The following is a 23211-nucleotide window of genomic DNA, read 5'->3' as shown; positions in this document are numbered from 1 at the left end:
TCGGAGCCTTGTCGCCTATAACGACGGATGGCGCGCATCGGCGCGCCATCTTCTCGGCCGATGATTTCGGCCTCTCCATTGCCGTCAATGACGGTATCGAGCGCGCGCATCGTGAGGGCTTGCTCTCCACCGCCAGCCTGATGGTGGCAGGCGATGCGGCAGCGGACGCCATCCGCCGTGCGCGCCAGATGCCCGATCTCAAGATCGGCCTGCATCTGGTGGCGATCGAGGGACCGGCGGTCCTGCCGCCCTCCGAAATTGCAGCTCTGCTCGATGCCGAGGGGCGCATTCCGTCGGACCAGCTTGGTCTCGGCCTGCGCTATGCGTTCAGTCGCCGCACCCGCGCCGCACTCGTCCGGGAAATTGCCGCGCAGTTCCGCGCCTTCGCGGCGACCGGTCTGCCGCTCGACCATGCCAATGCCCACAAGCACATGCATCTGCATCCCTTTGTGGGCGCGCGGCTGGTGGCAGAAGGCAGCGCGCATCGGCTGCAGGCGATGCGCATTCCGGCTGAACCTGCCGCGGTGATGACGGGGCTCGGTATACCCCAGGGCATCGGTGCGCGGGCGCTGCTGGCCTGGACCCGCCTTCTGCGCGCGCAGGCGCGGCGGGCCGGTCTGTTCACCAATGACCATGCCTTCGGGATCGCTTGGAGCGGCGGCATGACCGAGGATCGGCTGCTCCAACTCATTCCCCGCCTGCCGCCAGGGCTTTCGGAAATCTATTTTCACCCGGCCGCCGGGCGGGACGCGCTGCTTGACCGGCTGATGCCTGGCTATGCCCATGAAGAGGAGATGGCGGCGCTGCTCAGCCCCATTCTGCCGGGGCTGCTGCACCAGCAGCGGGTCCAGCCCACAACCTATTCGCGCGAGCGCGGGCTGTTAGGCTGATGCGGAAGCGCGCAGGTGCTCGCCAGCCTGGCCGCAGCGGCTGGCCACTGGGCATCCCGCGTTGACAGGACCGTCCGGGGGCTTAAAGGTCCGCCGCTTCCCGGATGGAGACTGATATGACGAGCGCGAGTCTGGCCGCCTCTGACTTGGCCAAGCTGATCGATGCCCTGTGGGACCGCCGCACCGAGATTTCTTCCAAGACGAGCGGCGCGGACCGCGATGCCGTCGACCAGGCGCTCTCCCTGCTGGAAGCGGGCGAGGCGCGCGTCGCCGAGCCGACGGAGAGCGGCTGGCAGGTCAATCAGTGGCTGAAAAAGGCCGTGCTGCTCTCGTTCCGGTTGCAGGACAGCGTGCCCATGCCGGGGCCAGGCGGCGCGCCCGTCTATGACAAGGTGCCGATGAAGTTCGCGGGCTGGGGCGAGAACCGCTTCGCCGAGGCCGGCTTCCGCGCCGTGCCGGGCGCGGTCGTCCGCCGTTCGGCCTTTATCGCGCGCAACGTCGTGCTGATGCCCTCCTTCGTCAATGTCGGCGCCTATGTTGGCGAGGGCACCATGATCGACACCTGGTCCACCGTCGGTTCCTGCGCCCAGGTTGGGAAAAACTGCCATATCAGCGGCGGCGTCGGCTTGGGCGGCGTGCTGGAGCCGCTCCAGGCAGGCCCCGTGATCATTGAGGACGACTGTTTCGTCGGCGCGCGCTCCGAGGTTGCGGAAGGCTTCGTCGTCGAACGCGGCGCCGTCATTTCCATGGGCGTGTTTCTGGGCGCCTCCACCAAGATCATCGACCGTGCCACGGGCGAGATCTTTCAGGGTCGCGTGCCGGCCTATTCGGTCGTGGTGCCGGGTACATTGCCGGGTAAGCCGCTGCCGGACGGCACGCCCGGCCCGTCGCTCGCCTGCGCGGTCATCGTCAAGCGCGTGGATCAGCGCACGCGTGAGAAGACTTCCGTCAACGAGCTGCTGCGGGCGTGATGACGCCTGCCGCCCTGACCGATCCCTTGCCGCTGGCGCAAGCTTTGCTGCGCTGCGCCAGCGTGACGCCGGCTGATGCCGGCGCGCAGGATGTGCTGGCCGAGGCGCTGGAAGCCTTGGGCTTTACCCTCCATCGACTGACGTTTGGTGAGACGCCGAACCTCTATGCCCGGCTTGGAGACGGAGCGCCGCATATCTGCTTCGCGGGGCATACCGATGTTGTGCCCGCGGGCGAAGGCTGGACGCATGATCCTTTCGGCGGCGTGGTCGAGGATGGCGTCCTCTATGGCCGTGGCGCCTGCGACATGAAGGCGGCGATTGCGGCTTTCGTTGCCGGGGTCGCCCAGGCCAGGCAGGCCGGCCGGCTTCCCGGCTCTGTCTCTTTCCTCATTACCGGGGACGAGGAAGGGCCGGCGCAGGACGGCACCGTACGCGTCGTCGACTGGATGCGCGAGCAGGGAGAAATCCCCGATTTCTGTCTGGTGGGTGAGCCGACCAACCCCGAGCGGCTGGGCGACATCATCAAGATCGGCCGTCGCGGCAGTCTGAGCGCAGAACTCTCGGTGCCGGGCATTCAGGGCCATGCTGCCTATCCGCATCTGGCCGACAATCCGGTCCACAAGCTTCTGGCCCTGCTGCAGGGGCTGGTGACGCACCGGCTGGACGAGGGCAATCGCTGGTTCCAGCCGTCGTCGCTGCAGGTCACAAGCGTCGATGTCGGCAACCCGGCGACGAACGTGATCCCCGCCGTGGCGACGGCCAAGCTCAATATCCGCTACAATGACTCTCATACCGCCGATAGCCTCGAAGCCTGGATTCTGTCCGAAGCGGCTTCCCATGCGCCGGGGACGCGCATCACCTTTCACCGCTCGGGGGAGAGTTTCCTGACCGATCCAGGCGGCGAGGTGGAAATTTTGGCCGAGGTTCTGGCTGGTGTTTTCGGCACGACGCCGAAGCTGGATACCGGCGGCGGCACATCGGACGCCCGCTTCATCACCCATCTTTGCCCTGTCGCGGAATTCGGCCTCGTCGGCCGCAGCATGCATAAGGTAGATGAGCGGACGACGGTGGCCGATCTTCACGCGCTGGCCGGCGCCTATGCGGCTGTGTTGGAGCGTTTCTCGGCATGATGGGACAAGGCATGAACGCGAAGCCGGGCCGCGCCAATATTTTGCGCGGCATCTTCCTCATCTGCCGCGGCCGTGCCGGGGGGCTGGCCGAGATCGGCAACGGGCCGGACGCTTTTCTGTCGAGCCTGGCGCCGATGATCGCCTTTCCGCTGGTCGGCTGCTTGCTGATGGCAGCCCAGGGACGCATTCGGGAGGGTGTGACGGATTTCCTCGCTTCCCTCGTGGCCATTCTGGCGCCGCCGGTGCTGTCCCATTTCATTGTGAAGCGCTGGGGCAAGGAAGCGGGCTGGTTCCGGTTCGCGACGGCCTTCAACTGGTGCCAATGGATTCTCCCCGTATTGGGGGCCGTGCTGGTGGTCCTGGCCGGCATTCTGGTCCAGGCGGGGCTGCCGCTGCGCCCGATCGTGATCGTCCTGTGCTGCCTGCTGCTGGGTTATGCCTTCTGGCTGCACTGGTTTCTGGCGCGCCACGCCCTGGTGCTGTCCGCGGGCCGTGCCGCCGCTCTGGTCGTAATGATCAACCTGATCACCATCGCGCTTGTCGCCGGACCGCAACTTCTGGCCGTGGCGGCCGGCGGCGCGTCGCCCTTCGCCGCCGGATGAGCGACGGGGCCCGCCAGGTCCTGCGCCTATGGGGTCGCGAAATCGCGCATTCCGCGCGCGGCATCGCCCTGCTGACCTTTGGCCGCCCGGAAGGGGCAGGCTATTTTACCAATGACCTGGGGGCCACGCGTCGCAGCTTCATTACGGCGCTGTTCGCCTTTCCCATTTTTCTTGTCTTTCACTACCTCGACTGGCTGGCCGGCACGGGCCCTCTGGAGGGCACGCATGCCCTGATCCTCGATCTGCTGACTTATCCTATTTCCTGGGCCGGATACGCGCTCATCGCCCTGCCGCTGCTGCGCATGCTGGGCCTCGAGCGGATGTGGCCGCGGTTCATCACCGCCTGGAACTGGAGCAATCTTGCCCAATACGGGCTGCTGCTGGTGACGTCACTGCCGCTGCTGGCCCACGCGCCGTCTATCGTCTCTGAGACGGCGGCGCTGGTGGGCTACGGCTGGGCTTTGTGGCTGGAATGGTGGACGGCGCGGCTGGTGCTGGGTCTGTCACCGAGCGGGGCGGCGCTGCTGGTGCTGGTCGATGTCGGCTTCAGCGCCATCGTCTCTCTGGTCACGATCTATCCCATGCCGGGGATTTCGCTGGGCTGAGGCACGAGGGGCGCAGGCGTGGACAATCTCAGGGCCAGGACAGCTGGCCCTGAGATGGAGCGGCTGGAGCGTCAGACCCAGTCGTCACTCCCGCCGCCGCCGCCGCCGGTATCATCCCAGCCGCTGTCAGTGCCCGTCGCCTGATCATCCTGCCAGCCCGTGCTGTCCGGCGTGCTGCCGCCCTGCGTGCTCTGGTCGGGCACGTTCTGCCAGCCGCTATTGTCGACGCCGCTGCCGCCCCAGCCAGTATTGTCGGCCGAGGCCTGGTCGGGCAGGGGCGCCCAGCCGGTCTGGTCGAAGCCGCCGCCCGCCTGGTCCGCGCCGTAATTGCCGGCCGCGACCTGTTCCGCACCGCGATTGGAAAAAAGCCCCTCGATGGCGTTGAAGGCGAGCATGCCGCCAGCAACGCCAGCGGCCGTGGTCAGTGCCGAGCCGAGGAAGCCGCTGCCACCGCGCTGGGCCATCATGCCCTGCTGGCCGGAGCCATAGCCACCTTGATTATAGCCCGGCGGCGGCGCGCCGAAGCCCGGCTGCTGCTGCGCGTAACCTTGGTTCGGGTAAGGCTGGGCATAGGGCGGCTGCTGATAGCCGCCCGGCTGCTGCTGGGTGCCGCCACCGAACATGCGGCTGAAAAATCCGCCGCCCTGGCCCTGCGGGCCTCCGGCCAGCTGCTGCGGCGCGCCGCTTTGCACCTGCTGGCGCAGCTGGGCATTCTCCTGCTGCAAGGTCGTGATCTGCTGGGCGGCCCCTTGCAGTGCCTGTTCCTGGCCGAAGGCGAACTGCGTCATGCGGTAGCGGGCTTCGGGATATTGCTGGAACAGGCCCGCGAGGTGGCTGTCCGCCTCATAGTCGACCGGGGGCAGGGAGGTCTGCGTGCTGGGAACCGAGCCCGCCGATGGCGCGCCGGCCACTCTCTGCACGAAGCGGGAGATGATATCGCGTTCCTCGGGGCTCATGGGGGGTGTCCTGTTCAGGAGAAGTGTGTTGCCCATAGACTTGGGCACGCGGGCAGGCTCTGTCTATCGCGCCCGCGTCATCTTACCGAAAAGACAGCTCCGGGTCAGCTTCGCCTCATCCTGCAGTCAGGCCAAGCCGCGGCCATTCGATTGCCGGACAGCGGTCCATGATGACGGTCAGCCCGGCCTGACGGGCGGCGGCGGCGGCATCCTGATTGACCACGCCGAGTTGCATCCAGATGACGTGGGCACCCAGCCTGATCGCGTCCGCGACCACCGGCCCGACCTGGTCGGAGGCACGGAAGATGTCGACGATCTCCAGCGGGCCAGCCTCTTCAAGACTGGCGACTACGGTCTGGCCCTGGATGCTCTGTCCGGCAATTCCCGGGTTGATCGGGGTCACCACGAATCCGTGGCGCAGCAGAAATCCCATGACGCCATGCGAGGGGCGCTCAGATTTAGGGGAGGCACCGACCAAAGCCACGCGTTTATAACGGGTCAGAACCTCACGGATAGTAGCATTGGTAGCCTCTGCGGACGCGGAGGCAGGTGATTGGGTATTCATGAAACGGTTTGTTCCGGTTTTCATAATGATAGGTCGGCGGTCGGCAAAAGGTAGTACCGGCCGGAGCCTGGAATAGACTTGCCCAATTGCAACAATTTAGCCACAGTCTCTTGGCCGAAGGGGTCTCGAGACGACGAATTTCGGCAGCCAAGTTTAGGGAGACGTCCGGCGGACTGGTTTTCAGACCAGTCATGCTCGGCTGACAAAGATCAGCCGGAATGAGCAGGGGTTGGCCGACACCCAATCCCTGCTTGTTCGTGCAATCACAGATTCCAATTTTAAAATTCCCGAGCTGTGAACTTAGGTTTTGGGGTTCACCATGAGGGCTGGGGCCATGAAGACCGGCGCCGGCCACCTCATGTGGTATTCGGTTACCACAAGCGGAAAGCCTTGACCGACCAAGGGGAAGCGGCCATAAGCCGCGCACTCTTAAAGGAACCGAGTTCGGATGAAGACAACCCTCTCGCTGAAGCCCGTTGAGGCTCGCAAGAACTGGGTGCTCATCGACGCGGAAGGTCTGGTTCTCGGCCGCTTGGCGGTCGTTGTTGCCAACCGGCTGCGTGGAAAGCACAAGCCCCAGTTCACCCCGCATGTCGATTGCGGTGACCATGTGATCATCGTGAATGCCCGCAAGGTGCAGGTCACGGGCAAGAAGGCGGAGCAGTCTGTCTTCTACTACCACACCGGCTATGCCGGCGGCATCAAAGGCCGGACCGTTGGCCAGCGCCTGGCTTCCGCCCACCCCGAGCGGGTGATCGAGAAGGCGGTCGAGCGCATGATCACGCGCGGGCCCCTGCAGCGCCAGCAGATGCGTCACCTTTATGTCTATGCCGATGACGCGCATCCGCATGAAGGCCAGCAGCCGACCAAGCTCGACGTCGGTGCCCTCAACTCCAAGAACCGGAGGGCCTGATCATGTCAGAGACCCAGACCCCGACCCGCACGCTGGCTGATCTTGCTGGCGCTCCGATCGCGACCAGCACCGACGCGCTGGCGACCCGCGTCGAGCCGAAGCGCGACGAATTCGGCCGTTCCTACGCGACCGGCCGCCGCAAGGACGCGGTTGCCCGCGTCTGGATCAAGCCCGGCAAGGGCGAGATTTCCGTCAACGGCAAGAAGGCGGCGCAGTATTTCGCCCGTCCCGTGTTGCGCATGCTGATCACCCAGCCTTTCCTCGTGGCTGACCGCTACAACCAGTTCGACGTCATCTGCACGGTGAACGGCGGCGGTCTCTCCGGCCAGGCCGGTGCGGTCCGCCACGGCATCAGCCGCGCGCTGACCTATTACGAGCCGGAACTGCGCGGCATCCTGAAGGTCGCCGGCTTCTTGACGCGTGACAGCCGCACGGTTGAACGTAAGAAGTATGGTAAGGCTAAGGCCCGCCGTAGCTTCCAGTTCAGCAAGCGTTGATCTATCCGTCGGCACCACCTCTCCCGGAGCCGATGGGCATCCAGGAGAGTGTGGTGCCGACAATCTTTATCGACGGCGAGGCTGGAACCACGGGCCTTGGCATTCGCCAGCGTCTGTCCGGCCTCCCCGATATCCGCCTCCTCAGCATCCCCGATGCCGACCGGAAGAATCCGGCCGAGCGTCAGAAGCGGATGGCCGAGGCCGATCTCATCATCCTTTGCCTGCCCGATGCCGCCGCGCGCGAAGCGGTGGCCCTGGCCGCCGCCCTGGGCCCCGATGCGCCGCGCGTCCTGGACGCGAGCACGGCCTATCGCATAGATCCTGACTGGACATTCGGCTTTCCCGAACTGACGGCTGGACAGGCGGATAAGATCCGCGCCGCGTCCCGCGTCTCCAATCCCGGCTGCTACGCCACGGGCGCGATCGCGCTGCTGCGCCCGCTGATCGAGGCCGACAAGGTCGCGCCCCATACGCCACTCACCATCAACGCCGTCAGCGGCTATTCGGGTGGCGGACGCCATATGATCGAGGCGCATGAGGCCGAGGGCGGGCCGGCCTTCGAGCTATATGCCCTCGGTCTGACCCATAAGCATGTGCCGGAAATCGAAATCCAGGCGGGGCTGAGCCGGCCGCCGGTTTTCGTGCCTTCGGTCGGTCATTTCCGCCAGGGCATGCTGGTCTCGATCCCGCTTCATCTCGACACTCTGCCCCGCTGCCCGACCGCCGCCGAACTGGCCGAGGTTCTGGCCGCGCATTATGCCGATGCGCCGGAGATCGAAGTGTCGAGCGAGCCGCCGGCCCATCTGCGGCCCGAGACCTTCAACGACACCAACCGCATGTCGCTGCATGTCTTCACCAATGAAGCGCGCCGCCATGCCCTGCTGGTGGCTAGGCTCGACAATCTCGGCAAGGGCGCCTCGGGCGCGGCCGTGCAGAACGTCAGGCTCATGCTCGGGCTGGACGGCTGAGCGGCATGGCGCCGACCATCCTGACGTTTGAGGGGACGGCGCCGCGCATCGATCCGACGGCCTGGGTGGCGCCGACGGCGGCGGTCATCGGCGATGTCGAGATCGGGGCAGGGTCCAGCGTCTGGTACCACTGCGTCCTGCGCGGCGACACCAATTTCATCCGCATCGGTGCGCGCACCAATATCCAGGACGGGTCCATCCTCCATGTGAACCGCGAGACCTTTCCCTGCATCCTGGGCGATGATGTGACGGTGGGGCACGGCGCCATCGTTCACGCCTGCACGGTGGAGGATGGCGGCTTCGTTGGCATGGGTGCGACGGTACTGGATGGTGCGGTCGTCGGCCGTGGCGCGGTGCTGGCGGCAGGCGCCTTGCTGACGCCGAACAAGACGATCGGGCCGGACGAGCTATGGGCCGGCAGCCCCGCCCGTTTCGTCCGCGTGCTGGACCAGGGGGAGAGGGCGCGCTTCACCGCCGTCGGCGCGCATTACGTGGATCTGGCCGTCCGTCACCGGCTCGGCACCTAAATCTGCATCCGGGCAGCGCGCCGGGCCGTAAGGCTAGCGTAACAGTCTCCGACTTTCAGAAAAGGCGTACCCCCATGATGCGCTCGCTCTTCCTTGCCGGACTCGTCAGCACTAGCCTGCTCGCGGCTTGCGCCTATGCCGAGCCGTTGCCATCGACGGCGGTTCTTCAACCCGAGGCGCTGCAGACCAATGGTGACGTCGATATCCGCGCCATCAATCTCGTCGCCTATGGCTTTGCTCATTATCGGGAACTGCAGGCTGATCCCGCGACTGCAGCGGAGACGGTCGCGGCTCTTGATTACCTCGGCGGCCAGCTGAACACGTCGCCGCGCTGGATCAACATCCCGTCGCTCTTCCGGCTCCAGATGCTTGACGCGCGCAATACGGTGCGTGGCTTGATCGGCGTCAGCCCGGACGCGCCCTCGCAGGCGGTGGTGAATACTCTGATCGGTCTGGCAGGCGCGTATCGGGCCGGCAATCAGGCCCAGGTGAACCAGTTGCTCGCCTCGTCGATCTTCACTGTGCCCCCGGCGGAAGTCGCGCAGCGCCTCGTCAGCATTCCCTATCTGGCGGGCGTCAACAACGCCGCGACCCATACAGCCCAATATGCCTTCGGCGCGCCCTTCCCGAGCTGACCCATCAGCGCCAAGATGGGGCAAAGGTTGCTGCTGACAGAAAATGCGGCAGCAGCCTTTGCCCCCATGCCTCCCTCCGCTATACAGCCGGCATGGACCTTAAAGCGCATATCCGGTCGATCCCGGATTTCCCTAAACCCGGCATTCTTTTCTACGACATCTCCACGCTGTTGCGGGATGCCGATGCCTGGCAGGTCGCCATGACCCGCATGGCGGATATCATTCGCGACTATAAGCCTGACTATCTGGCAGGGCTTGAGAGCCGTGGCTTCCTGTTTGCCGCGCCCCTGGCGCTGAAGCTTGGCTGCGGCTTTGTCATGCTGCGCAAGCCCGGCAAGCTGCCAGGCAATGTGGTCGGCTTGGACTATGACCTTGAATACCGGTCAGACCGGATCGAAGCGCAGGCTGATGCGGTGCCCCCCGGCTCGCGGGTCGTGGTGGTGGATGATCTGCTGGCGACCGGCGGCACGCTCTCGGCCGGCATCCGTCTGCTGCGCATGTTGGGTGCCGAAGTGCCGGCGGCCGTCACTCTGATCGAGCTGTCCTTCTTGGCTGGCCGCGATCTGCTCGACGTGCCGGTCGCGTCCCTGCTGCAATACGACAGCTGACGCGCGATCGGGATCGGCGCATGTCGCGTTCAGGATTGTCACGCCGCGGCTTTCTGAACCTCTCCGGCCTTTCACTCGGTCTTGCTGGCTTGCCGGATATGGCCCAGGCGCAGACATCCGCCCCTGCCGTTTACGCCAATGGCGTCTCGGTCTTGAGCAGCGGACCGGCCTATGGCTATGTCGCCGGCTGGGCCAAGCTGCTGACGCCCAGCCTGCTCAGCGGGCTTGCAGCCCATGACGTGACATCGACCTTCGATGCCATGGGTGGCCCGGATGGCGTGACGGTTGGCAATGCCTTCGGCGCGCGGATGGACCCTGACGGCAGTACCTTGATGTTCGCCCCGGGCGCTGCTCTGCTCGCCTGGCTTGAGGGCGACAGCCGCGTGAAATATGCGCCTGACCACTGGATTTCCATACTGGTCGGGCTGACGCCGGGGGTGCTGGTTGGCCGCCGCGGGCTTGCCCTGAAGCCAGGTCAGCAGCGTCCTTTGCGCATCGGCGCCACCAACCCGCTGGGACCGGAACTGGCGGCCCTGCTCGCACTGGACCTGATCGGCGTGCCCGCTGTCCCTGTCTTCGGCATGGGGGACGCGGTGAGCCTCGCTGAAGGATTGCGCCGCCATACGATCGACCTGGCTTTTCTGTCCGGGCCCAAAATCAAGCAATCTCTGGCCTTGGTAGCAGGCTCCGGCGCCGCACCGCTGTTCTCGACCGGCGCGCAGGCGTGCGACGGACCAGCCGTGCGAGACCCGCTTGTGCCCAATGTGCCAAGCTTCGTGGAAGCCGCCGGGACACTCGCCGTCGATGCACGCCAGATGCCCGGCTTTGCGGCCTATTCCGCCGCGGCCGCGGCGGCTTCGGTCTGCTTTACGGCGGTCCTGCCCGATCTTGTCCGGGGTGAGACGGTCGCGGCCTGGCGACACGCTGCCGAGGCTTGCACCGACAGCCTGTCCCTCGCGACCGTCGCGGTGCCGCAAGGGGTCCGCTTTTTGACGGGGACCTGCGCTTCCGCCTTGTTTGCGCAGTTGGCCGGCGCACCGATGATGACGACCAGCCTGCGTGCCACCATCGGGCAGCGCTACGGCTGGTACGCCTCCTGATCCACGGCTAGGCGCCGCCGGCTAGGCGCGGCCGGCTTAGGCGCGGCCGGCCTAGGCGCCCGCGGCCTTTTTGCGGCTTTTGCGCGGGCGCGGCGTGGGGGCGACATCGCCCTGGTCGGTCAGTTGGCCCGGAAATTCGCCCAGATTGTCCTGAATAGCGGCCTCTTCCACACCGTCGGGCGCCGACGGGTCGCGCCCCTCGGCGATCGGGTTTGGCAATTGGCCGGGATTGCCGCTTTCTTCCATGAGCACCAGTTCAGACGCGCGTTCCCAGAACTCTGCGGCACGGCCATGCGGCCGCCCCTCATTTTCCCACAGATGATAGGCGCGCGTGCGAATCGCCTCCTCGCGGGCGGGGTCGAATTTCAGGGGGTTTGTCATCTTTTCGTCTCCATCCAGGCCAAGACCGGCCATCTTTCTCACATAGTGCTTTGGCTGCGGTCTTGGAGATGGCTCCCCGAGCCGGCCGGGCCCAATCTGTATGCGCAGGCCTCCAACGCTTTTGATTTAAGACAAAGCAGGGTTGCCATAATTGAAATCATTTTCCGCCATACCGTAGAATCGCTTTTGTTGCGCACAACTTCTGGCCCATTGTCATCCAAATGAAGCCGCTGATCGGAATCTCCTGCTGCCAGAAAGCCTTCGGGCGTTTTTCGATGCTGAACCACGCAGTATCGGACACCTATGTGCGTGCGGTGGGCGAGCTGGTCGGCGGTGTTCCCATGCTGATTCCCGCCAATGGGTCGCGTGCGGATATCGATACGCTGATCGAGCGGCTGGACGGCATTATCCTGACCGGCAGCCCCTCGAATGTCGAGCCGGCGCTCTACGGCGGCGATCCCCATCCGCCTGAGACGCCGGAGGATCATTGCCGTGACGCCGTCACCCTGCCGCTGGTGCGCTCGGCCATTGCGCTGGGCGTGCCGCTGCTGGGGATCTGCCGCGGCTTTCAGGAAATGAATGTGGCTTTGGGGGGCACCCTGTATCAACGGCTGCAGGACCTGCCCGGCCGGATGGACCATTCGACGCCGATGCAGCCTTTGGCCCTGATCCGCCACGCCAAGGCGCATGCTGTTCGGGTCGTGCCCGGCAGCTGGCTGCACCGGGTGGCGCAGGCGCGCGAGATTGCTGTCAATTCGCTGCATAATCAGGGCGTCGATCAGCTGGCGCCGGGTCTCGTCGCCGAAGGCATTGCGACCGACGGCACCATTGAAGCCTTCCGTGTCACGCAGAGAGCCGGTTTTGCGGTCGGCGTGCAGTGGCATCCAGAATACGACATGGAGACGGACCCCGTGTCGCGCCGCATCTTCACCGCTTTCGGCGATGCGGTTGCGGCCTATCGCTCGGGCGAAGCACGGCTGTCGACAGCGGCGGACTGACGGCGTTCAGATCGTGCTGCGCTGGGTGCCGAAGATCGAGGCGATGGCCTGCGCGTGCCCGTCGCGGCTGACCAGCACGACGCCATCTCCGGCCTGAAGCAGCATATCCGCAGGCGGCCGCGTGACCGTGTGGCCGTCCTGCCGCTCCAGCCCCACGATGAAGAAGCTGCCGCCGGCCTCGGCCTCCACTGCGGCGATGGATCGGCCGACGCTGCGGCTTTCGGCGGCGACCGGATGCGTCAGCACATTCAGCCCCAGGCTCAGCAGCTGGTTCTGGAAGATCCGCCGCCGCGCGCCTTCGCCCAGGAAATCCGCCGTTTCAGGAAACAGCACCATCTGCGCGATGCGCTCGGCGCCGATATGGGCGGGCATGACGACCCGGTTCGCCCCGGCCTGGAGCAGCTTGCGTTCGGTCGAAGCGACTTCGCCACGGGCGATGATTTCCAGGTCCGGGTTGAGGCTGCGGGCGCTGAGGGTGATGAAGACATTGGCCGCATCGTCCGGCAGCACGGTCGCCAGCACGCGGGCCCGGGCAACGCCCGCTTGCTGCAGCGTCAGCTCGTCGGTCGCGTCGGCCTGAAGGCAGAGGTAACCCAGATCCCGCGCTTCCGTGAAACGCCGGTCGCTGCGTTCCAGGACGATAAAGGGCGTCTGCCCGGCGGATAATTCCTGCGCCAGCATCGACCCGATGCGGCCGAAGCCGCAGACGATAACATGGCCGTCGAGCTGGTCGATCTCGTTCTTCATGCGCCTGGTGCCGAAAAGCTGTTGGAACTGGGTGATGGTAATGAACTGCACCAGCGCGCCGGTGAGGAAGATCATGCCCGTGCAGCCGAGCACGATCAGCATCATCGTATTGGCACGCAGGAAGGGCGTGCTGGTCGCCCGCACCTCGTCATAGCCGACGGTGTAGATGGTGATGACGACCATATAGAGGGCGTCACCCAGGCTCCATCCGGCCGCGAGATAGCCGCAGGTCGCGGCGGCGCAGACGGTCAGAACGAAAGCACCGCCCATGACGAGGTTGCGGATCGGGGAGGTGAGCAACTGGTGCAGCCAGATGCGGCCTGAAAGCCTGCGCTTGCCGCCGGCGCGTGAAGAGGGCCGTCCCGCCATGCTGCCTCGTCATCCAGATGCCGGACTGTAGCGACCTTTCTGCCGCGTGCCGGGGCCGCGGTCCAGCACTTGCGCGGAAAACCATGGCGTCTTCGCGCTGGACGGGTCGGGGTGACAGTTCTATCGGCTGATCCTGCGACTGAGAGGGAAAGACAGTGCCGGTCCCGGATGATGAATGGCTGCTGGTGATCGATATGCAGCAGGTCTTTGCTGATGCCCCCAGCCCCTGGGCGTCATCTGATTTCTATCAGGCTCTGCCGCAGGTGCGGCGTTTGGTCGGGGCCTATCGCGGTCGCGTCATCCTGACCCGCTATGTGGCGCCCATCCCGCCCACCGGGGCCTGGGAACCCTATTTTGCGGCTTTCCCGGCGGTCCTGCGACCGGATGACGATCCTATCTGGGATCTGAAACTGCCGGCGGGTGATGGCTGCCTGATCGAGACGCGCACCACCTTCAGCAAATGGGACGCGCGGATGGCCGAGCTGGTGGGGCCTGGCAGCCGCATCGCGGTTTGCGGTGTCGCCACGGAATGCTGCGTGCTCGGCACTGTGCTGGGTGCGGTCGATGCCGGGCGATTCGTGCGCGTCGTGACTGATGCCTGTGCCGGCGGCGCGCCCGCCGCCCACGACCAGACGCTCGCCATCCTGGCCGGCTTTGCGCCCATGGTGAGCCTGATCACCACGGAGACCTTGCTGGCCGGGTGAGATCCGGGCCTGCCGCGGGGGGACCGCACGGGTCATTCGGCCCGGTCATTCGAGAAAAAATAGGTTTCTGATGGCAGTCTAGGCGCGAACCGTCCTGAGGCGCGGGAGGACGCGATCGTCGCTCAGCGCATGGCCGTTCCTGCGGGTGATGATCGTCATTGACAGGCGCCGTTCTAAAAGACACCTACCGGGGAGATATCCCGGAGATTGACGTTCCTCCATGTTCGGGCAGCCGCGACGCGTGGTGGTCAGGTGGCTGATCGAGGCGACGGATGCATTCCACCCATGCCGCCCAGGCGAGGGTACCGATGGCTAGAAGCTTGACCTACTCGCCCTGGCGCGCTTTCAACGGGTTTCCAGATTTCAAAAATGATTGAAATGGCAAGAGATTCACGATGAAAGACTTTCTCAGGCAGGTGGCACGGTCCAAGCCGTTGCTTTTCCTCCCTTTGCTGCTTCTATCCGGCTGTAAATGGGCCCTGATGGACCCGCAGGGTCCGGTTGGCCAGGCGGAGAAGAGCCTCGTCTTCACGGCCGTGATTCTCATGCTGATCGTCGTTGTGCCGGTCATCGTCCTGACCCTGGTTTTTGCCTGGCATTTCCGCGCCAGCAATAAGAAGGCCACCTACCGCCCGGACTTCCATCACTCGACGACGATCGAGATCATCGTCTGGGTCGTGCCTTGCCTGATCGTTCTGGCGCTCGGCATCCTGACCTGGAAAACCACCCACGCTCTTGATCCCTACAAGCCGCTGGTCGCTGAGAACAATGCCAAGCCGATCGACGTCGACGTCGTCGCGCTGGACTGGAAGTGGCTCTTTATCTACCCCGAACTGCATATCGCGAGTGTGAACGAGCTGGCGATGCCGGTCGGCACCCCGGTCAACTTCCACATCACCTCTGCGACAGTGATGAACGCGTTCTTCATACCGCAGCTCGGAACCCAAATTTATGCGATGGGTGGAATGCAGACAGAGCTGCATCTGCAAGCCGATCACGCGGGTATCTACCATGGTCTGTCCGCCAACTTCAGCGGCGATGGCTTTTCCGGGATGACGTTCAACGCAATTGCGTCTGATCAGGCCGGATTTGACGCCTGGGTACAGAAGGTCCGTCAGTCAGGCCAGACACTCGACACGCAAAGCTATGCGCAACTGTCCAAGCCCACGCAAAACGTCCCCCCGACGTATTATGGTACAGTGAATGGCGATATTTTTGGCGATCAGATCGCCGCTTTCATGGGACCGATGAAGTCCATGACAGGCAAAGGCGACCAGGCCTCCACGAAGACTACGGGCGGCATGAACGGCATGAGCGGGATGTGAAGCTCAGCGAGATGAAGGTGCATTAACATGCTCGGAAGATTAACCTGGTCGGCGATCCCGTTCGGCAATCCCATTGAATTGGGTGCCGTTGGTCTGATGGGTATCGTCGTGCTTATCGTGCTGGGTTTTGTGGCCCGGTACAACCTGTGGGGCTATCTCTGGAAAGAGTGGATCACCACGATCGATCATAAAAAGATCGGTATCATGTATATCCTGATGGCGCTGGTGATGCTGCTCCGCGGCTTCGTCGATGCCATCATGATGCGCACCCAGCTTGCTTTCTCGCACGGTGCCAGCCACGGCTATCTGCCGCCGGAACATTACGACCAGATTTTCTCGGCGCATGGCGTCATCATGATCTTCTTCGTGGCGATGCCCTTCGTCATCGGGTTCATGAACGTAGCCGTGCCGCTGCAGATCGGCGCCCGCGACGTGGCCTTCCCGTTCCTGAACTCGATCAGCTTCTGGCTGACCTTTGTCGGCATGGCGCTGGTTAATATGTCGCTCGCCATCGGTGAGTTCGGACAGGCCGGCTGGCTCGCCTATCCCCCGCTCTCCGAGCTGAAATACAGCCCCGGCACCGGTATCGATTACTGGATCTGGTCGCTGCAGATTTCCGGTATCGGCACCCTTCTGACCGGCGTGAACTTTTTCGTCACCATCGTGAAGATGCGCGCGCCGGGCATGACCTACATGAGGATGCCCGTCTTCGTCTGGACCATCCTCTGCACCTCCGTCCTTATCATGGCCGCCTTCCCGGTGCTGACGGCGACCATCGGCATGCTGACGCTGGACCGTTATCTGGACTTCCACTTCTTCACCGATGACGGTGGTGGCAACCAGATGATGTATGTGAACCTCATCTGGGCCTGGGGGCATCCCGAGGTCTATATTCTGGTGCTACCGGTCTTCGGTGTCTTCTCCGAAGTGGTCTCGACCTATGCCGGCAAGCGGCTGTTTGCCTATACGTCGATGGTCTGGGCGACGCTCGCGATTACCGTGCTCTCCTTCGTCGTCTGGCTGCATCACTTCTTCACCATGGGGTCGGGCGCTGACGTGAATGCCTTCTTCGGCATTTCCACGATGATCATCGCCATCCCGACGGGCGTGAAGATCTTCAACTGGCTGTTCACCATGTATGGCGGCCGCGTGCGCTATGAGCCCGCCATGCTGTGGACCATCGGCTTCATGGTGACCTTCACCATCGGCGGCATGACGGGCGTCATGATGGCCGTGCCCGGCATCGACTTCATCGTCCATAACAGCCTGTTCCTGATCGCGCATTTCCATAACGTGATCATCGGCGGCGTCGTCTTCGGCTGCATGGCCGGCCTGAACTACTGGTTCCCGAAGATGTTCGGCTTCCGGCTGGAGTCCAAGTGGGGCACACGCTCCTTCTGGTTCTGGCTGGTGGGCTTCTACTTTGCCTTCGTGCCGCTGTATGCGCTGGGCTTCATGGGCGCGACCCGCCGTATGGAGCATTACGACAACCCCGCCTGGGTGCCCTATATGTGGGTCGCCCTGTTCGGTGCCTGTCTCATTTTCTGCGGGATCATCTGCTCGGTTCTGCAGATCGTCGTCTCTATTCGTGACCGCGCTCAGCTGCAGGACGTCACCGGCGATATCTGGGGCGGCCGCACGCTGGAATGGGCGATCTCTTCGCCGCCGCCGTTCTATAACTTCGCGACCACCCCCGAGGTTCACGACGCTGAACCGCTATGGGATGCGAAGCAGCGCGGCACGATCGAGCGCCAGGCACGCGATCACTACGAAGACATCCACATGCCCAAGAACACGGGCGCCGGCTTCATCATTGCCGTCTTTGCCGGTGTCTTCGGCTTTGCCATGATCTGGTACATCTGGTGGCTTGCCATCGCGAGTGCCATCGGCATCGTGCTGACGCTGATCATCCGCACCTGCAATGACGACATCGACTACTACGTGCCGGGTGAAGAGGTGGCGCGCATCGAAAAAGCGCACTTCCTGAAGGTCGCCTCGCTCGAGACGGAGAAACAGCATGCCGACTGATGCCGTCGCCGCCCACGGCGGCCACGACCACCACCACGATCACGCGCAAGAGCAGCTGGCCAACAAGGTCTTCGGCTTCTGGCTCTACCTGATGACTGACTGCGTGCTTTTCGCGACCGCCTTCGCAGGCGTTGCGGTGAACGGCCACTCCTATGCGGGTGGCCCTTCGGGCAAGGATGTCTTCGAGCTGAATGGCGTTATTCTGGAAACCGCCTGCCTTCTCATCAGCTCGGTGACCTACGGTTTCGCCATGCTGGGCGCCCACCGCCACAACAAGTCTCAGGTCATGCTGTGGCTCGGCATCACCTTCCTCTTCGGCCTCGGCTTTATCGGGCTTGAAGTGAAGGAATTCATCCATCTTGTCTCCGACGGCAACGGGCCGTCGCGCAGCGCCTTCCTGTCGTCCTTCTTCCTGCTGGTGGCCACCCACGGCTGCCACGTGACCGCGGGCCTGTTGTGGATGGGCACGCTCATGGTCCAGCTCGGCATCATGGGTAAGCCGCTGAACACGACATACATGAGCCGGCTGACCTGCCTGAGCCTGTTCTGGCATTTCCTTGACATCGTCTGGATCGGTGTCTTCACGGTCGTCTATCTGTTCGGGAGCATGACCTGATGGCCAATGCACATGCCGGTCATGGCCATGGCCATGACCACACCGATGCCGCGGGCCAAAGCCATGGCAGCCTCGGTTCCTATGCTGTCGGCTTCGTGCTCTCGGTCATTCTGACGGCTGCCGCCTTCTGGGCCGTGATGTCCCACTCGCTGTCGCCGTCCGCGGCGGTCACCACGATCTTCGTCCTGGCGATCGTGCAGATCGGCGTGCATCTGGTGTTCTTCCTGCACCTGAACTTCTCGTCCGAGCAGCGCTGGAACGTGACGGCCTTCGCCTTCGCCGTTCTGGTCGTCTTCATCGTCATCGGCGGTTCGCTGTGGATTATCCACAACATGACCGACCGTATGATCCCGCAGATGCAGCAGACCCTGCCGCCTCTGCAGCAGCAGCAGGGGTAAGACGCGCAAGCGCAGTCATCCCAGGCATTAGGCAGAAGGGGGAGCGGGCAGCCGCTCCCCCTTTTTGTTTGAGGGCTTGCGGGGGGTTCAGGCCAGCCGTTCGGCCGCGCGGCGATCGGCATTGCCGATGAAGACCGACAGAAAGGCAGCCACCACCCCGAGCATGCCGGCAAAGAGAAACGCCGGCAGATAGGTGCCTTCCAGCGACCGGCTGAGGCCCGCGATATAGGCGGCGCTCGCCGCACCCAGCTGATGGCCGGCGACGATCCAGCCGAAGATCACCGGCATGCGCAGGTCGCCGAAGGCCTCGGTCGCCAGACGCACGGTCGGCGGCACGGTCGCGATCCAGTCCAGGCCGAAGAACACGCCAAAGGCCGCCAGGCCATAAAGGCCGAAGCCTGAATAGGGTAGATAGATCAACGCCAGGCCACGCAGTGCATAATACATGAAGAGCAGCTTGCGGCTGTCGAAGCGGTCGGTCAGCCAGCCGGAGAGTGTGGTGCCGATCAGGTCGAAGAATCCCATCATGGCGAGTAGGCCGGCGGCGCGGGTTTCCGGGATGCCGTGATCGGCGCAAAGCGCGATCATATGGGTGCCGACCAATCCGTTGGTGGTGAAGCCGCAAATATAGAAGCTCGCGAAGAGCAGCCAGAAGGTGCGGCTTTTGACGCCGAGCATTAAGCCGCCGAAGGCCTGGGCAAACAGCGACCCTGTGGGTGCTGCGGGGGGCAGGGTGCCAGGTTTCGCGCCCCAGGGCACCAGGCCGATGGCAGCCGGACGCTCAGGCAGCAGAAAGAAGATGACCGGGATCATCAGCGCCGCCGCACACGCGATGATCAGCACCACCGGCCGCCAGCCGTCCGATATCGCAACGGTCGACAAAATCGGCGTGAAGATGAGCGTGCCCGTGGCCGTGCTCGCGGTCAGCAGCCCCATGACCAGGCCGCGATGGGTCGTGAACCAGCGTGTCGCAATGATCGCCCCCAGCACATTGGCGACGCAGCCGGTGGCCAGGCCCGAGAGCACGCCCCAGGTCAGGATCAATTGCCAGGGCTGGTGCATGAAGCTGCTGCCGAAGATCGACAGCGCCAGCAGGCTGAAGGCCAGCATCGTCACATGCCGCACACCGAAACGCTGAATGAAGGCGGCGGCAAAGGGACCGCACAGCCCGTAGAGAAAAATACCGATGGCCGCCGCCAGGCTGACGGTCGCGCGGCTCCAGCCGAAACTGTCCTGCCAGGGGATCATCAGCACGCCCGGCGCGCCGCGCACGCCCGCGGAGACGAGCAGGCAGACAAAGGCCACGCCGATGACCACGAAGGCATAGCGCGCACCAAAGGGGCGGGGTACGGCAAGAATGGGGGCGGGGGACTGTGACATGGGATGAGATTACGCGGCTGGTGTGGAATGGCCAGTCATGCGGTGCCGGAGCGCGGGGTGGTTGAGCGGTCTTTTACAGCATCGCCGTCATGCATATGTCGCCGAGCCATTCAATCGTGCGAAGTTTTCGCGTTATAGGGAAGGTCTTCTGTGTCTCCCCCATCTTGGCGGGCCTTTGCATGACGGTGACGACCTCTACGACGGCTCCGATGCCGCACCGTGCCAGCAGCCGGGCGGCAGCGCGGCAGATTCTGGCGACCGTCGTCTTCACGTTCGTCGCCTATCTCATCGTCGGGCTGCCGCTCGCGGCCCTGCCGCCTTTCGTGCACGACCGGCTCGGCTACAGCTCGGTGCTCGCCGGACTTTCCGTCAGCGTCCAGTATTTGGCGACCTTCCTGACCCGTGCGCCAGTTGGGCGCATGACAGATACGGTCGGGCCGAAGCAGATGGTGCTGTTCGGCCTGATCTCATGCGCAGCCTCCGGCCTTTTCACGACTCTGGGCGGCCTGCTGGCGCATCACCACGCAGCGAGCCTCACGCTCATCCTGGTCGGGCGGCTTTTCCTCGGCGCGGGGGAGAGTGGAGTCGCGACCGGGGCCATCTCCTGGGCCATCGGCCGCACCGCGCCCACCTTTAGCGCCAAGATCATCTCCTGGAACGGTGTCGCGACCTATGGCGCCATCGCGCTCGGCGCACCTTTAGGCATACTGATCGAAAACCTGGCCGCTTTCTGGATGATCGGCGTCGCCATGATCCTCCTGCCGCTCATTGCCTATCCGTTTGCGGCGAGGGGACCTGTCACCAAGCGCATACGCGGCGAGCAGTTGCCGATGAAAAGCGTCCTCGGCCGTGTTCTGCCCCATGGTATCGCGCTTGCCCTCGGTTCGCTCGGCTTTGGCACCATCGCCTCCTTCGTCACGCTCTATTTCGCCAACCGGCATTGGGATGGTGCGGCGCTGGCCGTGACAGCCTTCGGCGTGCTGTTCATTGTCTCCCGCCTGATGTTTGTCAGCAGCATCGCGCGGGAAGGGGCGCTGCGCGTCAGTTTCTTTTCCTTTCTGATCGAAGGGGCGGGGCTGCTCACGCTGACACTCGCGTGGTCGCCGGTCATCGCGACGATCGGTGCGGCCGTTACCGGTGCGGGCTTTGCGCTGATCTTCCCGGCGCTGGGCGTGGAAGCCTTCAACCGCGTGCCGCCGACCAGCCGCGGCGCCGCGATCGGCGTCTTTTCCGTCTTTCTCGACGTGGCCTTGGGCCTGACCGGGCCGGTGGCCGGCATTCTCGTCGGCTTCTACGGCTATGCCTCCATTTTCCTGGTCGCGGCTTTTGCGGCCGTGGTGGCAGCCGTCATGATGCTGGGCCTGGGTGCCCGGCCCAGGCGTCCACCTGCGCAGGGCGCGTCATCCGTGGTTTGACCGGCCATCGACGCGATGGGCGCCGCGCTGACCGCGATCCCCGTCGGTGATCGCAAAGGCCGTGTTGACGAGCGCCACATGGGTGAAAGCCTGCGGGAAATTCCCCATCTGGCGGCGGAGTTCAGGTGCATATTCCTCGGCGATCAGGCCCAGGTCATTGGCCAGGGCCACCAGCCGGCGAAACAGCTCGGTCGCCTCCGCCATGCGTCCCTGAAAAGCGAGATTGTCGACCAGCCAGAAGCTGCAGGCGAGGAACACGCCTTCGCCCGGCGGCAGGCCGTCATTGCTCTCATGCGTGTCGTAGCGCCGTACCAGCCCGTCGATGACGAGTCCTTTCTGGATGGCCTCGACGGTGCCGAGCATGCGCGGGTCGCGCGCTTCCAGAAAATGCACATGCGGAATCAGCAGCAGGCTCGCATCCAGCTCTTCACCGTCAAAGACCTGCGTGAAGCTATTGAGCGTTTCGTTGAAGCCACGGGTGAGGATTTCCGCGCGCACCGCCTCCCGCTCAGCCCGCCAGCGCTCCACCGGCGCCGTGAATCCATGTTCCTCGACATCTTTTATTGACCGGTCAAGCGCCACCCAGCACATGATCTTGGAAAAAGTGAAAGGCTGGCGCCCGCTGCGAACTTCCCAAAGCCCGTCATCATTCTCGCGCCAGATGTCACAGACATGATCGGTCAAGGCGCGCTGCAGGCCCCAGCCGTCCGGCGTATCCGACAGGCCCAGACGGCGCCCGGCCGAGAGCACCGACATGACCTCGCCATAGACATCGAGCTGCAACTGCCCGGACGCCGCATTGCCGATGCGCACGGGCGCCGAATTCTCGTAGCCCGGCAGCCAGGGAATTTCCCATTCGTCCAGCCGGCGCTCGCCCGCAATGCCGTACATGATCTGGATCTGTTCCGGCATGCCGGCCGCGGCCCGCATCAGCCAGTCCCGCCAGTCCCGCGCTTCCGTGCGATAGCCTGCGCGCAGGAGGGAGCCGAGCGTCAGCGTCGCATCGCGCAGCCAGCAATAGCGGTAATCCCAGTTGCGCGGGCCGCCCAGCTGCTCAGGCAGGGATGTGGTCGCGGCGGCGACGATGCCCCCCGTGGGCGCATAGGTCAGTGCTTTCAACACGATGAGGGAGCGGCGGACTTCCTCTGTCCACTCCCCCTCATAGGTCGAGACCTTTGACCAGTCCTCCCAGAATAGGAGCGTGTCGGCGAGTGCCTTTTCAGCATCCATAGGTTCGGGAATGCTGAGGTGAGAGGCATTATGAGACAGGCAGAAGGTCTGCTTCTCTCCCGCCGTCACGGTGAAGCGCGCCGTCGTCACCATATGCTCGCCGATCAGCGGGACCGAGGAGAAGAGCGTCACGCGATCCGGTCCGCAGATCGCCTGCAATCCGCTTTGATCATCCAGGCCGATGACCCAAGGCACGGCGCTGCCGTAGTCGAAGCGCAGGGTGAGATCGAATGCGATCTCGACCTCGCCCGTCAGGCCTTCGACGATGCGGATGATGGCGGTTTCGGTAGCACCGACCGGCATGAAATCCGTTACCCGTGCGCGGCCTGAATCGGTTTCGATGATGGTGTCGATGACGACGCTGCCGTCGCGGTAGCTGCGGCTGATGCGCGCCCCCGCCGTGGCGCTACCCAGGCGCCAGCGGCCATGCTCGGCCGTGCCCAGAAGGGCGGCCATGCAGGCCGCACTGTCGAAGCGTGGCAAGCAGAGCCAGTCTATGGACCCATCCCGGCTGACCAGCGCGCAGGTGCGGCAGTCGCCGATCATGCCGTAATCTTCGATCGCGGCGGGCCGGTAGAGGTCGCTTTGGGCGTCGGGCATGGACAGCCGTCTCCTGAAACAGGACATCAGATTTTGGCGCGGCGACCTGGAAA

General features: G+C 64.3%; 25 protein-coding genes. 19 read left to right on the top strand and 6 right to left on the bottom strand.

What is annotated here, in order from left to right:
• Window positions 1–8 precede the first annotated feature (8 nt).
• The 5 genes from hpnK to AC3G7M_RS16375 all read left to right on the top strand — a co-directional run bounded on the left by hpnK (window position 9) and on the right by AC3G7M_RS16375 (window position 4198).
• Window positions 9–890 (top strand): hopanoid biosynthesis-associated protein HpnK, encoded by an 882-nt coding sequence (gene hpnK / locus AC3G7M_RS16395; RefSeq protein WP_489213197.1) that lies wholly within the window; start codon window positions 9–11, stop codon window positions 888–890.
• Window positions 891–1006: 116 nt separating this feature from the next.
• Window positions 1007–1861 carry a 2,3,4,5-tetrahydropyridine-2,6-dicarboxylate N-succinyltransferase gene (gene dapD, locus AC3G7M_RS16390; RefSeq protein ID WP_489213196.1) on the top strand — a complete coding sequence of 285 codons (855 nt, stop codon included), beginning with the start codon at window positions 1007–1009 and terminating at the stop codon, window positions 1859–1861.
• Window positions 1861–2991, top strand: a complete 1131-nt coding sequence (gene dapE / locus AC3G7M_RS16385; protein WP_489213195.1) for a succinyl-diaminopimelate desuccinylase — start codon at window positions 1861–1863, stop codon at window positions 2989–2991. The genes dapD and dapE overlap by 1 nt, the downstream gene beginning before the upstream one ends.
• Before the next feature lie 11 nt (window positions 2992–3002).
• The gene (locus tag AC3G7M_RS16380) at window positions 3003–3593 is read left to right on the top strand and encodes a hypothetical protein (RefSeq protein WP_489213194.1); all 591 of its coding nucleotides are present in this window, start codon (window positions 3003–3005) and stop codon (window positions 3591–3593) included.
• A complete protein-coding gene (locus AC3G7M_RS16375; RefSeq protein ID WP_489213193.1) occupies window positions 3590–4198 on the top strand; it encodes a hypothetical protein in 609 nt (202 codons plus the stop codon). Before AC3G7M_RS16380 ends, AC3G7M_RS16375 begins: the two co-directional genes overlap by 4 nt.
• 71 nt (window positions 4199–4269) lie before the next feature.
• On the opposite strand, the gene AC3G7M_RS16370 is transcribed toward AC3G7M_RS16375, so the two are convergent.
• Both AC3G7M_RS16370 and AC3G7M_RS16365 read right to left on the bottom strand, forming a co-directional pair.
• Entirely contained in the window at window positions 4270–5154 is an 885-nt protein-coding gene (locus tag AC3G7M_RS16370; protein ID WP_489213192.1) for a DUF2076 domain-containing protein, read from the bottom strand.
• A 115-nt stretch (window positions 5155–5269) separates the two neighbouring features.
• Complete coding sequence (locus tag AC3G7M_RS16365; RefSeq protein WP_489213191.1) at window positions 5270–5587, bottom strand: CoA-binding protein; 318 nt, start codon at window positions 5585–5587, stop codon at window positions 5270–5272.
• A gap of 580 nt (window positions 5588–6167) precedes the next feature.
• On the opposite strand from AC3G7M_RS16365, the gene rplM reads away from it, so the two are divergent.
• The 7 genes from rplM to AC3G7M_RS16330 all read left to right on the top strand — a co-directional run bounded on the left by rplM (window position 6168) and on the right by AC3G7M_RS16330 (window position 10967).
• Entirely contained in the window at window positions 6168–6632 is a 465-nt protein-coding gene (rplM, locus tag AC3G7M_RS16360) for a 50S ribosomal protein L13 (RefSeq protein WP_489213190.1), read from the top strand.
• 2 nt (window positions 6633–6634) lie between these two features.
• Complete coding sequence (rpsI, locus tag AC3G7M_RS16355; protein ID WP_489213189.1) at window positions 6635–7129, top strand: 30S ribosomal protein S9; 495 nt, start codon at window positions 6635–6637, stop codon at window positions 7127–7129.
• A gap of 32 nt (window positions 7130–7161) precedes the next feature.
• On the top strand, window positions 7162–8097 hold the full coding sequence (gene argC, locus AC3G7M_RS16350; RefSeq protein ID WP_489213188.1) for an N-acetyl-gamma-glutamyl-phosphate reductase: 936 nt from the start codon (window positions 7162–7164) through the stop codon (window positions 8095–8097).
• Between the two features lie 5 nt (window positions 8098–8102).
• Window positions 8103–8624: a gamma carbonic anhydrase family protein gene (locus AC3G7M_RS16345; RefSeq protein WP_489213187.1), complete on the top strand. Its 522-nt coding sequence runs from the start codon at window positions 8103–8105 to the stop codon at window positions 8622–8624.
• 74 nt (window positions 8625–8698) lie between these two features.
• A complete protein-coding gene (locus AC3G7M_RS16340) occupies window positions 8699–9259 on the top strand; it encodes a hypothetical protein (protein ID WP_489213186.1) in 561 nt (186 codons plus the stop codon).
• Between the two features lie 92 nt (window positions 9260–9351).
• On the top strand, window positions 9352–9867 hold the full coding sequence (locus AC3G7M_RS16335) for an adenine phosphoribosyltransferase (protein WP_489213185.1): 516 nt from the start codon (window positions 9352–9354) through the stop codon (window positions 9865–9867).
• Between the two features lie 20 nt (window positions 9868–9887).
• The gene (locus AC3G7M_RS16330) at window positions 9888–10967 is read left to right on the top strand and encodes a hypothetical protein (protein ID WP_489213184.1); all 1080 of its coding nucleotides are present in this window, start codon (window positions 9888–9890) and stop codon (window positions 10965–10967) included.
• 51 nt (window positions 10968–11018) lie between these two features.
• Here AC3G7M_RS16330 and AC3G7M_RS16325 read toward each other — a convergent pair whose 3' ends face one another.
• Window positions 11019–11348, bottom strand: a complete 330-nt coding sequence (locus AC3G7M_RS16325; RefSeq protein WP_489213183.1) for a DUF2934 domain-containing protein — start codon at window positions 11346–11348, stop codon at window positions 11019–11021.
• 221 nt (window positions 11349–11569) lie between these two features.
• On the opposite strand from AC3G7M_RS16325, the gene AC3G7M_RS16320 reads away from it, so the two are divergent.
• Window positions 11570–12346: a gamma-glutamyl-gamma-aminobutyrate hydrolase family protein gene (locus AC3G7M_RS16320; RefSeq protein WP_489213182.1), complete on the top strand. Its 777-nt coding sequence runs from the start codon at window positions 11570–11572 to the stop codon at window positions 12344–12346.
• A gap of 6 nt (window positions 12347–12352) precedes the next feature.
• Here the strand turns inward: AC3G7M_RS16320 and AC3G7M_RS16315 are convergent, their stop codons facing one another.
• Window positions 12353–13462 (bottom strand): potassium channel family protein, encoded by a 1110-nt coding sequence (locus AC3G7M_RS16315; RefSeq protein ID WP_489213181.1) that lies wholly within the window; start codon window positions 13460–13462, stop codon window positions 12353–12355.
• 155 nt (window positions 13463–13617) lie between these two features.
• Here AC3G7M_RS16315 and AC3G7M_RS16310 point away from each other — a divergent pair, with 155 nt between their 5' ends.
• The 5 genes from AC3G7M_RS16310 to cyoD all read left to right on the top strand — a co-directional run bounded on the left by AC3G7M_RS16310 (window position 13618) and on the right by cyoD (window position 18533).
• Window positions 13618–14166, top strand: a complete 549-nt coding sequence (locus tag AC3G7M_RS16310) for a cysteine hydrolase family protein (protein WP_489213180.1) — start codon at window positions 13618–13620, stop codon at window positions 14164–14166.
• A gap of 395 nt (window positions 14167–14561) precedes the next feature.
• On the top strand, window positions 14562–15491 hold the full coding sequence (gene cyoA, locus AC3G7M_RS16305) for a ubiquinol oxidase subunit II (protein WP_489213179.1): 930 nt from the start codon (window positions 14562–14564) through the stop codon (window positions 15489–15491).
• A 27-nt stretch (window positions 15492–15518) separates the two neighbouring features.
• A complete protein-coding gene (gene cyoB / locus AC3G7M_RS16300; RefSeq protein WP_489213178.1) occupies window positions 15519–17519 on the top strand; it encodes a cytochrome o ubiquinol oxidase subunit I in 2001 nt (666 codons plus the stop codon).
• Window positions 17509–18135, top strand: a complete 627-nt coding sequence (gene cyoC / locus AC3G7M_RS16295; RefSeq protein ID WP_489213177.1) for a cytochrome o ubiquinol oxidase subunit III — start codon at window positions 17509–17511, stop codon at window positions 18133–18135. Before cyoB ends, cyoC begins: the two co-directional genes overlap by 11 nt.
• Window positions 18135–18533 (top strand): cytochrome o ubiquinol oxidase subunit IV, encoded by a 399-nt coding sequence (gene cyoD / locus AC3G7M_RS16290; protein ID WP_489213176.1) that lies wholly within the window; start codon window positions 18135–18137, stop codon window positions 18531–18533. The genes cyoC and cyoD overlap by 1 nt, the downstream gene beginning before the upstream one ends.
• Window positions 18534–18620: 87 nt before the next feature.
• On the opposite strand, the gene AC3G7M_RS16285 is transcribed toward cyoD, so the two are convergent.
• Entirely contained in the window at window positions 18621–19913 is a 1293-nt protein-coding gene (locus AC3G7M_RS16285) for an MFS transporter (RefSeq protein ID WP_489213175.1), read from the bottom strand.
• Window positions 19914–20092: 179 nt separating this feature from the next.
• On the opposite strand from AC3G7M_RS16285, the gene AC3G7M_RS16280 reads away from it, so the two are divergent.
• Window positions 20093–21328, top strand: a complete 1236-nt coding sequence (locus tag AC3G7M_RS16280; RefSeq protein ID WP_489213174.1) for an MFS transporter — start codon at window positions 20093–20095, stop codon at window positions 21326–21328.
• Here AC3G7M_RS16280 and AC3G7M_RS16275 read toward each other — a convergent pair.
• Entirely contained in the window at window positions 21314–23158 is a 1845-nt protein-coding gene (locus tag AC3G7M_RS16275; protein WP_489213173.1) for a glycoside hydrolase family 15 protein, read from the bottom strand. The two genes, AC3G7M_RS16280 and AC3G7M_RS16275, sit on opposite strands and share 15 nt — an antisense overlap.
• Window positions 23159–23211 lie beyond the last annotated feature (53 nt).

It is taken from the genome of Acidisoma sibiricum (assembly GCF_057837225.1).
Note: the sequence above shows the minus strand (reverse complement) of the source record. Positions and strands in the feature narration are given on the sequence as shown.